This window comes from Undibacterium sp. KW1, assembly GCF_009937955.1.
Lineage (GTDB): Bacteria > Pseudomonadota > Gammaproteobacteria > Burkholderiales > Burkholderiaceae_D > Undibacterium.
The window spans coordinates 4496880-4512638 of record NZ_AP018439.1 but is presented as its reverse complement, the minus strand read 5'-3'; the positions used below and the strand labels follow the sequence as shown (position 1 = coordinate 4512638).

Annotated in this window: 1 protein-coding gene (cut by a window edge); it reads left to right on the top strand. The window is 49.1% G+C overall.

Going from position 1 to position 15759, the window contains the following annotated elements:
- Positions 1 to 345 precede the first annotated feature (345 nt).
- Positions 346 to 15759, top strand: partial view of a DUF4214 domain-containing protein gene (locus UNDKW_RS20185; protein WP_162060169.1) — the 5' portion only. 12000 nt of this gene lie beyond the right edge of the window; only the first 15414 of its 27414 coding nucleotides appear in the window; its start codon is at positions 346 to 348; the stop codon falls past the right edge of the window.

Sequence of the window (15759 nt, the reverse complement as noted above, 5' to 3'; positions counted from 1 at the left end):
GCGGCAAATGTGCAAACACGGGCGTCATTCTAGCCAACAAATGGAGATGTCAGCACATTTAAATGGGCCTCCACAGAGTTATTTCACGAGCTTTTGGCATTTAAATAAATAAAAAGCAAGTTTTTTAAAAATAAAGTGACCATCATTTATTCAGGATATTTTTGAAATTAGACTTATTTTTATAATAAAAATCAAGATATATAAAAATAATCAACGGATATGCCAATTATTTTCGATTTTACCTAAACAATTCTTCAAATGTTTGGACTATTGCACTGAACGACGGCGGTTGAGTCAGTTACTCCTGTCAAACAAACAATTGAATAAAACATATTAGGAAATCACATGGTTGCTATCGTAGGCGGAAATGGCGTTGGATTGAATCAGGCTTCATTGGCTCCTTTGGGCGAGCGCGGGAATTTGGGGCAATCAGGATCAAACAAGGCAGGTGAAAAAACCTATGTGAACGTAGCAACCGGCAACGTTGTGATACAAGACAATGATGCTGTACTGGTAGGTCGTGGTGACGATGTTTCTATCTTACGTACCTATAATAGCCAGGGCAAAATGTCCGACGACAACGGCGACGCTTGGTGGCTCAATGGCTATCGCCGTATCACCAACCTGACCGGCACATTGAACACCGCAGGCAGTGAAGTTGAACGCGCAGGACAAGACGGCAGCGCCGTACAATATGTCTATGACAGTAGTCGGCAACTTTATGTGGCAGCCCAAGGTAGTGGCCAGTTCGACACCTTAAGCAGCGATGGCACGACCTGGACCTGGACCAACACGACCACTCACCAGACAGAAACCTATCAAAGTGGCAATGGCTACATGTGGAAGTTGGCCACAGCCAGCGACACCAGCGGCAATGTCACCACCTACAGCTACAATGGCGAACGGCTCTCTAAAATCACCAACGCCAATGGCGAAGCAGTAGAATTTATCTACACAGGCAACAACCTGAGCCAGGAACGCATTGTCGCCGCCGATGGCAAAGTCACCAGCAACACCCGCTACACCTACGATGCTCAAAACCGCCTGAGCCAGGTCCTGCTCGACTTAAGTCCAGAAGACGCCAGCATCGCTGATGGCAAAGTCTATGCCACCACCTACACCTATGTGGGAACTAGTAAACTCATCGACAGCATCACCCAGACCGATGGCAGTTACCAGAAATTTACCTACGTTACTGTTGATGGAGAAGCCCGCGTCGCCAGCATCACCGATGCCTACAACAACGTCACCAAATTCGACTACGACACCGTCAACCGTCAGACCAAAGTCACCGACACCTTTGGCAATGTCACCGTCTACACCCTCACCGCAGACAAACGCTTCGACAGCATCACCGCACCCGCAGCCAACGGCCAGACAAGCACCCAGCGCTACGGCTACGATGGCGCAGGCAACATCACCAGCCTCACCGATGCCCAAGGCAATGTCACCAGCTACACCTACGACACAGCCGGCCACCTGCTCAGCAAAACCGATGTAGCCGGTAATCGCACCGACAACACCTACGACGTCAATGGCGACCTGATCCTCAGCACCCTGACCCCCGCAGCAGGTGCCAACCAGTCCACAGGCCCACAAAGCACCCGCTTCGTCTACGGCCTGCCCGGCCAGTTACGCTTCCAGATCAGTGCTACAGGTACTGTCACTGAACAACGCTATGACAGCGCAGGCCAAAAGATCGCCGACATCCACTACACCAACGCCAACTACCCCGTAGCCGGACTAGGAACGAACGACCCACTGACACTGGGCCAACTGCAAAGCTGGAGCACCTCCCAGGTCCAAAGCAACACCACCCGCAGCGACTACAGTTACAACACCCGTGGCCAGCTCAGCACCACCACCACCTACGCCAAGATCAATGCTGATGGCACAGGCGTAGCTGACGGCAGCCAAAGCATCACCCGGTACACCTACGATGTTGCAGGCAAACTGCTGATGACAGTCGATGCCCTCAACAACCAGACCAGCTACACCTACGACGGTCTGGGCCGCCAGACCAGCACCACCGATGCCCTGCAAAAGACCAGCTACACTGAATACGACGACGCCAACCACAAAATCGTCCAGCACAACGCCAGTGGCCGCATTGACACCCAGGTCTACGACAACCAGGGCCACCTGCTCAGCAGCACTCTCGGTGGTGAACTCACCACCAGCTACGGCTATGATGCCCTGGGCCGTCTGGTCTACGCCAAAGACCCGACAGGTGTAGAACAACTGCACATCTACGATGCCGCAGGCAACCTCCAGGCCGATGTCAATGGCAAGGGAGAAGTCACCCAATACATCTACAACGTAGCAGGTCAGCGTGTACAAACTATCGCCCGTGCCAATGCGCTGACAGATGCCCAGTTCCAGCAACTCAAAGGCCAGGTAGTACAAACTGGCAATGCATCAGCACCCACCAACGTCAGCGTCATTCCTGTGACCGCCAGTGCCAGCGACATGATCGTCCGTACCCTGTACGACAAACTGGGAAGAGTAGCCAAGACCATCAGCCCGCTGGGTGAAGTCACCGAGTTGCAATACAACGCTGCAGGCAAACTGGTTGCCACGATACAGCGCGCCAACACCCTCAATCCGTCCAGCGTCGGCATTAATGCCACGGCAGAGGAGATACAGGTAACAGCAGACGCAATCAAAGACCGCAGCAGCTACCGTTACTATGATCAAGACCAGAAATTAATTGGTACGGTGGATGCAGAAGGTGGGATTGTTGAATACCGCTATGACAGTGCGGGTCGTCAGACTACGACGATTGCGTATGCGACGCAGAACAAGAATGCGCAGGTCAACAGCCAGTTGAGCGGACTCATCACCCAAAATCCGTCAACTGATGCGGTCAGCTATAACTTCTATGATGCTGAGAACCAGTTGATTGGGACTGTTAATGCGGAAGGGTATGCGATCGACTATCGGTATGATGCAGGTGGTCATGTCATCCAAAAGACGAGTTACTCAGTAAAGTTGACGTCTGTCAGTTCATCACAAACCTGGGAAAGTCTCCGTCCTCAAAATGATGCCAACAGGCAAACTCTACAACAGTTCTTTGACAATTTGGGGCGCCTGAGTACAAGTAAATTTAATGTGGGTAATGCTTTTGGCACTAATTTAACTAAGTTTATAGAAAACGTATACGACACAAAGACTGGCCTATTGTCGAACACAGTTCAGGACGCGAGCAGACCGTATTTAAGGCGTGCTTCAAATACTGCTTACGACCAGTACGGTCGAGTTATTGGCACGCTGGCGGGCAATGGTAGCGAAATACTGTTTACCAACTCTGACCCTGCAATAATTGACCAGGCCTGGAAAGACTACGGCATAGCCTATACCTACGATGGAGCCAATCGCCGCACGAGCCGCATTGATCAGAACGGCCATCGGACTCTGTATTACTATGACCAGGCAGGGCATCTGACCTTTACCGTCAATGCAATGGGCGAAGTGACAGAACAGCGCTATAACCATCTTGGGCAACTGACAGATACGATTCAATATGCAAACCGTGTAACAGGTTTGAACACACTGAATGGTGGCTTGCAGACAGCAGATTTCAATCAAAAAATCCAGGCGATAGCGAATTCTGCTGACGACATCAGGACCAGCAATACCTATGATCTAGATGGCCGTTTGCTTGCAGTGACCGATCCAAATAATCAGCTTACCCGTTACACCTATGACCAGTTTGGTCAGCAGATCAAGATCACTGATGCCAAACAAATTGATACCGAACTGCATTACGACAAACGTGGTTTAGTAACAGACACCATACGCGATGCAGCAAACCTGCATCAAACTGTGCATACAGACTACGATGCATTTGGTCGTGCATGGCGCACCGTCGATGCGATGGGTAATGTCACGCAGCAGAACTTGGATAAGCTGGGTCAGGTTGTGGAAGTGAAGGATGTCGCGAGTGGAAGTTCTACAAGAACAACCTATGATGCGTTCAGTCGGATTTTGACGAAAATTGATGCAAAGGGCGCAGTAACTCAATTTTCGTATTCGTGGGGTCCGCAAGGAGCACCCGTTGTCACCACATCTGCTGAGGGACTTGTATCATCAGAGCGTTTTCTTCGTACTGGTGAAAAGGTGAGTCAAAATAATGCAGACGGCACAAATTTTGGGTTCGCATATGATAAAGACGGCAATGAAATCACCAAATACAATGGATCGTATGTCATAAATAAGACTTTTGATAAGTCCGGTCGCCTGGTTCTAAATATCGATGAAAACGGTAATACAACAACGTACACCTACGACGATGTTAACCGCTTGCTGAGTAAAACCTTGGAAATAGCGAATGGTCAGCCGTTGGTTACCAGCTATAAATATGATGCACTTGGTCGCCAGATTGAAACTACTGATCCAGAAAATAAAACCACCAGGTTGGTGTACGACCACAACGGCCAATTATTGCAAACTATCGTTGATCCAAATGGGTTGAATTTAGTTACAGAATACAGTTACGACGAAACTGGTAAAACTCTCAAGATCACCCAAAAGGATCGTGACAATGTCGTCAAGTCAATGCAAACCTATGCTTATGATTCTCTAGGCCGCCGCATAACCGAATCCCAGGATGGTGGACTGACTGTCAGTCGCAAATATCAATATGATGCCAACAACAATGTTATCAGCGTTACTGATGCACAAGCTCATGTTACCCACTTTGCGTATGACAGTCAGAATCGGCAAATACTCAGTATTGATGCGACAGGAAGTGTCACCAGCACAGTATATGATTTGAATGGTCGTATCACCCAGGTACGTCGCTATGCTACGGCAATTGACGTAACAATTATTGGTAGTGCGGCTGACAGTGCGACTTTACTTGCCTTGATTCCGCTATCAAGCACTAATGACCAAGTGTCTTATCGTTATTATGATAAAGATGGTCGCATGACCGTCGAGGTAAGTGCACTTGGAGAGGTCATTTCTCATGCATACGATGGAGCAGGTCGTATTGTGCGAAACACGCAGTTTGCCACCAAAATTACACTTCCGCCGCCTGTAGATTTTAGTTCAAGCCTTGTTCCTGTCAATGTACTCGATCTTGTCGAATCCTATTCATACGATGCAGTCGGTCGTCTTGGTTTCAAGATTAGTACAGATGGTAGTGTTACTGGATATACGTACGATAAAGCAGGAAATCTGACTGCGACGACTATCTTTACTAATAAGATAAGTGTCAATGATGTGGCTGTTGGTACCAAGGCTGATGTGCTTGCCCAGTTGATGGAAAGGAAAAAAAGTGCGGACGATCGTGTTGAGCGTCGCGCCTATGATGAAGCCAATCGCCTTATCTACGGTATTGATGCGCAAGGGTACGTTACGCAGAACCTATATGAAGGCCTGCATTTGAAGCAAGTGATGCTATATGCTAGCCCAATCAATATTGTTGGCAGCGATGCGATGGCTATCAAAAATGCCATCAACTCAAATGCGTCAATGGTGGCAAGCCTTACTTACACTTATGATAAATTAGGCAATTTATTGAGTAAGACCGATGCTATTGGTGACACTGAAAGTTACACCTATAATAGTCGCAACCAAAAGCTGAGTTATACCAATAAAAAGGGAGAAACTTGGACTTATTCCTACGATGCAAATGGAAATTTTTTAAGTGAGACCGCGCCCGTAATTGATGGCAATACTGGTGGCGGTAATAGTAATAATCTTGCAGCCTATGCATCTAGCAAACAAAACTTGGCATTGGTTAATGTGGGCAGTAGCAAGACGGGCGAGCGAACTGCAGTCGACTTAGCTAATGGCAATGTCGTGTTACAAGACAATGATGCGGTTTTGGCTGGTCGTGGTGGCAATGTTTCTTTATTGCGGACTTATAATAGCCAAGGCAAGTTGAGTGACGACAACGGTGACTCTTGGTGGATTAACGGTTACCGACGTATCTCAGGCTTGATAGGAGATATCAATAGTACCGGCAGTCAGGTCTACCGCGCAGGCCAGGACGGCAGTGTCATCAAATACAGTTTCGACAGCACACGCCAACTGTATGTGGCAACACAGAGCAGTGGCCAATTTGATACCCTTAGCAGCGATGGTACTAACTGGTCCTGGACGAATAGTGCTACGCACCAAACAGAAACCTATCAAGGTGGCAACGGTACTTGGAAACTGGTTACTGTTAGCGATGTTAGCGGTAATATTACTACCTACAGTTACAACGGCGACCTGCTGTCTAAAATCGCCAATGCAAATGGTGACGCGGTAGAGTTCTCATACACTGGTCGTAATCTCTCACAAGAAAAAGTGACCGGGTCTGATGGTAAGGTTTTTAGTAATACTTCATATATTTACGACGCAATAGGTCGCATTAGAAGAGTCCTGCTCGACCTGAGTCCCGAAGATGCCAGCATCGCCGATGGCAAAGTCTATGTCACCACCTACACCTATGTGGGAACTGGTAACCTCATCGACAGCATCACCCAGACAGACGGCAGCTACCAGAAATTTACCTACGTTACCGTTGATGGCGAAGCCCGCGTTGCCAGCATCACCGATGCCTACAACCAGATTACCAAGTTCGACTACGACACCGTCAACCGCCAAACCAAAGTCACCGACGCCTTTGGCAATGTCACCGTCTACACCCTCACCGCAGACAAACGCTTCGACAGCATCACCGCACCCGCAGCCAATGGCCAGACACAAACCCTGCGCTACGGCTACGATACGGCAGGCAACATCACCAGCCTCACCGATGCACAAGGCAATGTCACCAGCTACAGTTACGACACAGGCGGCCACCTGCTGACCAAGACAGATGCCGCCGGTAACCGCACCGACAACACCTACGACGCCAATGGCGACCTGATCCTCAGCACCCTGACCCCTGCTGCAAGCGCCAACCAGTCCACAGGCCCACAAAGCACCCGCTTCGTCTATGGAATTCCAGGCCAGTTACGCTTCCAGATCAGTGCTACTGGTACAGTCAGCGAACAACGCTATGACAGCGAAGGACAAAAGATCGCCGACATCCACTACACCAACGCCAACTACCCCGTAGCCGGACTAGGAACGAACGACCCACTGACACTGGGCCAACTGCAAAGCTGGAGCACCTCCCAGGTCCAAAGCAACACCACCCGCAGCGACTACAGTTACAACACCCGTGGCCAGCTCAGCACCACCACCACCTACGCCAAGATCAATGCTGATGGCACAGGCGTAGCTGACGGCAGCCAAAGCATCACCCGGTACACCTACGATGTTGCAGGCAAACTGCTGATGACAGTCGATGCCCTCAACAACCAGACCAGCTACACCTACGACGGTCTGGGCCGCCAGACCAGCACCACCGATGCCCTGCAAAAGACCAGCTACACTGAATACGACGACGCCAACCACAAAATCGTCCAGCACAACGCCAGTGGCCGCATTGACACCCAGGTCTACGACAACCAGGGCCACCTGCTCAGCAGCACTCTCGGTGGTGAACTCACCACCAGCTACGGCTATGATGCCCTGGGCCGTCTGGTCTACGCCAAAGACCCGACAGGTGTAGAACAACTGCACATCTACGATGCCGCAGGCAACCTCCAGGCCGATGTCAATGGCAAGGGAGAAGTCACCCAATACATCTACAACGTAGCAGGTCAGCGTGTACAAACTATCGCCCGTGCCAATGCGCTGACAGATGCCCAGTTCCAGCAACTCAAAGGCCAGGTAGTACAAACTGGCAATGCATCAGCACCCACCAACGTCAGCGTCATTCCTGTGACCGCCAGTGCCAGCGACATGATCGTCCGTACCCTGTACGACAAACTGGGAAGAGTAGCCAAGACCATCAGCCCGCTGGGTGAAGTCACCGAGTTGCAATACAACGCTGCAGGCAAACTGGTTGCCACGATACAGCGCGCCAACACCCTCAATCCGTCCAGCGTCGGCATTAATGCCACGGCAGAGGAGATACAGGTAACAGCAGACGCAATCAAAGACCGCAGCAGCTACCGTTACTATGATCAAGACCAGAAATTAATTGGTACGGTGGATGCAGAAGGTGGGATTGTTGAATACCGCTATGACAGTGCAGGCCGTCAGACTACGACAATCGCTTATGCGACACAGAACAAGAATGCACAGGTCAACAGTCAGTTGAGCGGACTCATCACCCAAAATCCGTCCCAGGATGCAATCAGCTATAACTTCTACAATGCCGAAAACCAATTAATTGGAAGCGTTAATGCGGAGGGCTATGCCACTGAATACCAATACAACTTGGATGGTAAGATCACAAAGACCATTCGTTACGCAAAAAAAATAGATACCATCAATGGTTCTTTGAATTGGGAGGCAGTTAAGCCGCCCCGGGACGCTGGCAATGATCAAATCACAGCCAATACCTATGATGCTAAAAACCGTGTAGCTACCAGTACATTGACAATAGGAGCGAGTGTGAGAAATGGAGTGCGAACTTCATACTCATATGATGAATACTCCGGGCTTGCGAGACATACTTCGATTACAGCTAATCTCTCGCTCTCGTACGGGCTAAGGGAGGGCTATACAGCCTACGACAAGTACGGACGCGTCGTAGCAACTCTGGGCGGCAACGGAAGTGCTGAACTGAGCTACTATGAACCACTGGCAAATTCAGCGGACCAAATAACCCAAGTCTGGAAAGACTATGGCATAGCCTATACCTACGATGGAGCCAATCGCCGCACGAGCCGCATTGATCAGAACGGCCATCGGACTCTGTATTACTATGACCAGGCAGGGCATCTGACCTTTACCGTCAATGCAATGGGCGAAGTGACAGAACAGCGCTATAACCATCTTGGGCAACTGACAGATACGATTCAATATGCAAACCGTGTAACAGGTTTGAACACACTGAATGGTGGCTTGCAGACAGCAGATTTCAATCAAAAAATCCAGGCGATAGCGAATTCTGCTGACGACATCAGGACCAGCAATACCTATGATCTGGATGGCCGTTTGCTTGCAGTGACCGATCCAAATAATCAGCTTACCCGTTACACCTATGACCAGTTTGGTCAGCAGATCAAGATCACTGATGCCAAACAAATTGATACCGAACTGCATTACGACAAACGTGGTTTAGTAACAGACACCATACGCGATGCAGCAAACCTGCATCAAACTGTGCATACAGACTACGATGCATTTGGTCGTGCATGGCGCACCGTCGATGCGATGGGTAATGTCACGCAGCAGAACTTGGATAAGCTGGGTCAGGTTGTGGAAGTGAAGGATGTCGCGAGTGGAAGTTCTACAAGAACAACCTATGATGCGTTCAGTCGGGTTTTGACGAAAATTGATGCCTTAGGGTTTTACACAGGATTTTCCTATTCTTTTGACATGGGGGATATGAGAATCGACGCAGTTAATACATCAACTGCAGGTAGTAACTCAAAAATAGTCTCTATTTTTGGTGAGGTCAAATATGACAGGCGTGGTGGCGCTATTTCAACTCGTTATGATAAGGACGGTAATCTAATTGCTGTATCTGGTGCAGGTGAAGGCTATCTAAATCCAAATAATTCTTATTTTAGCCCTTACCTGAGTTTTAACGAATACGCTAAATCTGGTCAATTAATAAGCAACACCGACGCGAATGGAAATGTAACCAAATTTACTTACGATGATGCTAATCGTCTGCTGAGTAAAGCACTCAACATGTCAAATGGCAAGTCACTCGTGACTAGTTATAAATATGACGCTTTGGGGCGTCAGATTGAAATTACTGACCCAGATAATAAAGTTACGAAATTAATTTACGACCATAAAGGTCAGTTACTACAGTACATCGTAGATCCTAGTGGTTTGAATTTTGTCACTGAGTACAGTTATGACGCAACAGGTAATACGCTGAAAGTCAGTCAAAAAGGGCATGATAGCGGCGTAGAGTTAGCCCAAATTTACACTTATGACGCATTGGGTCGTCGTGCAACCGAGTCCGTAGATGGTGGACTGAGCATTAGTCGTAAGTATCAATATGATGCGAACAACAACGTTATCAGCACCACCGATGCACAGGCACATGTTACTCACTTTGCTTACGACAGCCAAAATCGGCAAATCCTGAGTATAGATTCCGCAGGAAACATAACAAAAACTGTTTATGATCCTAATGGTCTTTTCAGCAAAGTGTATCGTTATGCCACGACTATTAATGTCGCAAGTATTAGCGATAATGCTAGCGGAACGACATTATTGGCATTGATTCCACCACCAAATGTCAGTGACCTACAGTCTTATCGTGCTTTTCAAGGGGGCGACACTCCAGTTGGCGAAGTCAACGCTCAAGGAGAGGTCACTCGCTATATTCTTGACACTTATGGACGCGTAGTACGTGCCGTTCATTATGCAACTAAAGTGTCTCTATCGCAGATTGAGGCCAACAACTTTAATATTTTCTACGCTGCTACGGACGCAAAGGACACCTTCGAAACGTTTGCTTATGATGCTTTAGGTCGCGTGGGTTTTAAAATTGCGTCAGATGGGACTGCTACTGATTTTGTTTATGATGCTAACGGCAATTTGGTTGGTACGACAATTTACGCAACACGCTTGAACCCGAATAGTGTGCCATTGGTTTCAAGGTCAGATGACATTGCTGCCATGCTGATTGGCAAACATACTCCGCAAGACCTTACCGAACGTCGTGCTTATGATGAAGCTAATCGTCTGATTTATGTCGTTGATGCGCAAGGTTTCGTGACTCAAAACATCTATGAAGGCACGCTGCTTAAGAAAACTATTAAGTTTGCAAATACTATCAATACACATGCCGCGAATCTAGTTTATGGTGATGCGGCAGCGATAAAAAATGCCATTAACGTTGATGCTGCAAAAGACATAACAACTAGTTATGTCTACGATAAATTAGGTGGTGTACAAAGTACGACCGTGAATGTTGGAAGTGCGGACAGTACAACATTTGACAGGGATGGTCGCGTATTAAGTAAAACCAATGTTCAAGGGCAGACGGAAAATTACACCTATAATAATTTTGGTGGTAAAGCTACAGTTACAGTCAAACTCGATGGATTTACTTCGACCTCGACCTTTGCCGACTCAGGAGTCTTGTTAGCTCGTGTGGAAACTAACACCGATGCCCAAGGCAAAACAGATAGTAAAACGTATGACAAAGACAATCACCTGGTCAGCGCGACCGACATTAACGGTGTTACCAGCACATATACCTACGACACAAACGGCCTGCTTTCAACGGAGACCGATAGTTTAGGCAATATAAAGATTTATAGCGAAGGGCGTTTGCAAAGCAAGACTGATGCGCAAGGTACAGTCGAAAAGTACAGTTACAACAGCGTCGGTCAACAATCTAAGGCTGTCTATAATAAAGCTGGTTACTTGTTGAGTGCTACCGACATTCAGGGAAAAACAGAAAGTTATACCTACAATGGCCTTGGTCAAAAACAGACCTATACCAACAAACAAGGTGACACCACCACTTACAATTACGATGCCAATGGCGTACTAAAAACGGTCACCACGTCTGCAGCCAATGGTACAAGCATTAGTTTTGACAGTAGTGCTTACGCCAATAGCAAACAAAACCTTGCTCTGGTTAATGTGGGTAACAGCAAGACAGGTGAACTCACTGCTGTCGACCTTGCCACTGGCAACGTCGTTCTCAGAGACAGCGATGCAACGATGGAAGGGCTTGGCAAAGATGTCTCGCTATTGCGCAGCTACAACAGCCAAGGCAAACTGTCCGACGACAATGGTGATGCTTGGTGGATCAACGGTTACCGCCATGTTTCTGGATTAAGTGGCAGCATCAATGCCGCAGGGAGCATTGTCTACCGTGCTGGTCAGGATGGCAGCGCCGTACAATATGTCTATGACAGTAGTCGGCAACTTTATGTGGCAGCCCAAGGTAGTGGCCAGTTCGACACCTTAAGCAGCGATGGCACGACCTGGACCTGGACCAACACGACCACTCACCAGACAGAAACCTATCAAAGTGGCAATGGCTACATGTGGAAGTTGGCCACAGCCAGCGACACCAGCGGCAATGTCACCACCTACAGCTACAATGGCGAACGGCTCTCTAAAATCACCAACGCCAATGGCGAATCGGTAGAATTCATCTACACAGGCAACAACCTCTCCCAAGAGCGCATTGTTGCAGCAGACGGCAAAGTCACCAGCAACACCCGCTACAGCTACGATACCCAGAACCGCCTGAGCCAGGTCCTGCTCGACCTGAGTCCAGAAGACGCCAGCATCACTGATGGCAAAGTCTACATCACCACCTACACCTATGTGGGAACTGGTAACCTCATCGACAGCATCACCCAGACAGACGGCAGCTACCAGAAATTTACCTACGTTACCGTAGATGGCGAAGCCCGCGTTGCCAGCATCACCGATGCCTACAACAAGGTGACCAAATTCGACTACGACACCGTCAACCGCCAAACCAAAGTCACCGACACCTTTGGCAACGTCACCGTCTACACCCTCACAACTGACAAACGCTTCGACAGCATCACCGCACCCGCAGCCAATGGCCAGACACAAACACTGCGCTACGGCTACGACAACTACGGCAACATCACCAGCCTCACCGATGCCCAAGGCAATGTCACCAGCTACACCTACGACACAGCCGGCCACCTGCTCAGCAAAACCGATGTAGCCGGTAATCGCACCGACAACACCTACGACGTCAATGGCGACCTGATCCTCAGCACCCTGACCCCCGCAGCAGGTGCCAACCAGTCCACAGGCCCACAAAGCACCCGCTTCGTCTACGGCCTGCCCGGCCAGTTACGCTTCCAGATCAGTGCTACAGGTACTGTCACTGAACAACGCTATGACAGCGCAGGCCAAAAGATCGCCGACATCCACTACACCAACGCCAACTACCCCGTAGCCGGACTAGGAACGAACGACCCACTGACACTGGGCCAACTGCAAAGCTGGAGCACCTCCCAGGTCCAAAGCAACACCACCCGCAGCGACTACAGTTACAACACCCGTGGCCAGCTCAGCACCACCACCACCTACGCCAAGATCAATGCTGATGGCACAGGCGTAGCTGACGGCAGCCAAAGCATCACCCGGTACACCTACGATGTTGCAGGCAAACTGCTGATGACAGTCGATGCCCTCAACAACCAGACCAGCTACACCTACGACGGTCTGGGTCGCCAGACTAGTACCATCGATGCACTGCAAAAGACCAGCTACACCGAATACGACGACGCCAACCACAAAATCGTCCAGCACAACGCCAGTGGCCGCATTGATACCCAGGTCTATGACAACCAGGGCCATTTGCTCAGCAGTACCCTCGGTGGTGAACTCACCACCAGTTATGGTTACGATGCCCTGGGCAGACTCGTCTATGCCAAAGACCCAAGCGGCGTAGAACAACTGCACATCTACGATGCCGCAGGCAACCTCCAGGCTGATGTCAATGGCAAAGGCGAAGTCACCCAATACATCTACAACGTAGCAGGTCAGCGTGTACAAACTATCGCCCGTGCCAATGCGCTGACAGATGCCCAGTTCCAGCAACTCAAAGGCCAGGTAGTACAAACTGGCAATGCATCAGCACCCACCAACGTCAGCGTCATTCCTGTGACCGCCAGTGCCAGCGACATGATCGTCCGTACCCTGTACGACAAACTGGGAAGAGTAGCCAAGACCATCAGCCCGCTGGGTGAAGTCACCGAGTTGCAATACAACGCTGCAGGCAAACTGGTTGCCACGATACAGCGCGCCAACACCCTCAATCCGTCCAGTGTAGGCGTCAATGCGACAGCGGAAGACATCTCCGTCACAGCAGACAGTAAAGACCGCAGCAGCTACCGTTACTATGACCAGGACCAGAAATTAATTGGTACGGTGGATGCAGAAGGAGGGATTGTTGAATACCGCTACGACAGCGCAGGTCGTCAGACAGTGACGATAGCGTATGCGACGCAGAACAAGAATGCGCTGGTCAACAGCGTGTTCAGTAGCCTCATCACCCAAAATCCGTCTACTGATGCGGTCAGCTATAACTTCTACAATGCTGAGAATCAACTGATTGGGACTGTTAACGCCGAAGGCTATGCCACTGAGTACCAATACAATCTGGATGGGCAACTGACGCAGACGACCCGTTACAACAATAAAGCGAACAGTGTCAGCCCGGGTGTTGCGTGGGACAGCGTCAAACCTGTAGCGGATGCAACCTCAGATTTGGTGTCAAAACAAACCTATGATGTACTCGGTCGTGCAAAAACTAATACAGAGGCAAACGGTTCCACAACGACTTCATTTTATGACGACAAAACTGGCCTACTCATTCAACAAAAGGCCAATCTTGGCACTGCACAAAGCCGGTTCCTCAATCAAAAGTATGACCAATATGGACGCGTCATTGGTGACATGTCCAGTATTGGTGGCTGGCAACTCAACACGGGTGCAATTTCTGAAGCGACCGCCTGGCAAAATTATGGCGTTAGCTACACCTACGATACCGCCAACCGTCGCACCAGTAGTACAGATCAGAGCGGGCACCGTACTCTGTTCTACTATGATCAGGCCGGACACCTGACACACACTATCAATGTACTGGGAGAAGTCACAGAGAACCGCTACAACCATTTAGGCCAATTGACCGACACTATCCGTTATGGCACTCGTCTGGCAAGTATATCAAGCTTGAATGGTGGCCTGGTTACATCCTCTTTAACGCAAAATTTGGCTGGTATTGCCAACAGTCAATTAGACAGCACTCAACACTTGAGCTATGACTTGGATGGGCATCTGGCAACATCTACTGACGCCAATGGTAACGTCACGACTTACAGCTACGACCAATTTGGTGAGCGTACCAGTATTACCAGTCTTATCACTGATACAGAAAATGTAGTCAGCAAAACCAGCTATAACAAACTCGGTCAAGTCATCGAAACAATTCAAGATGCAAATGGTATCAAGCAAACGGTTCACACTGACTATGACGCCTTTGGTCGTGCCATTCGTTCAGTTGATGCTAACGGCAATGTAACGACTCAGGTATTTGATCGTCTGGGTCGGGCAGTGGAAGTCATCGACCAGGCCAGCGGTCACAGCAATAAGACGAGCTATAATGCATTCAATCAAACATTGACCTTGACTGATGCCAAAGGCAATGTTTCGACGTATTCATATAAAAATAATGTACTTCGTTCTGAAACAAAACAGACCAGTGCAGAAGGAAGTATCGTCATAACGACGACCAATTCGTATGGCCAAGTAATCGCATCGACTGACGGCAAAGGTAATACAACTTCCATTACCTATGACAGAGATGGCAATCTCAAATTAAAAAGTACGTCGGATGGTACAAATAGCATCTCCACGTCAAACGTCTACGACAACGCTGATTTACTCAAAGAAAGCACAGACGCCAACGGGAACAAAACCACCTATGCCTATGATGACGCCAACCGCCTGATCAGTAAAACTCTGATCATCGCAGGCAGTGCTCCATTGGTTACGACCTATGCCTACGATGCCAGAGGCCAGCAAGTCGAAATAACAGACTCGAACAACGTCAAGACCAAACTCGAATACGACCTCAAAGGTCAGTTGATCAGACAAACGGTTGATCCTGATGGCTTGAAACTGGTGACCGAGTACGATTACGACAAACGCGGCAAGACCCTCAAAGTCACCCAAAAGGGTGAAACACAAGACCTGGTACAACGCTATGTCTTCGACAAACTTGGTCGC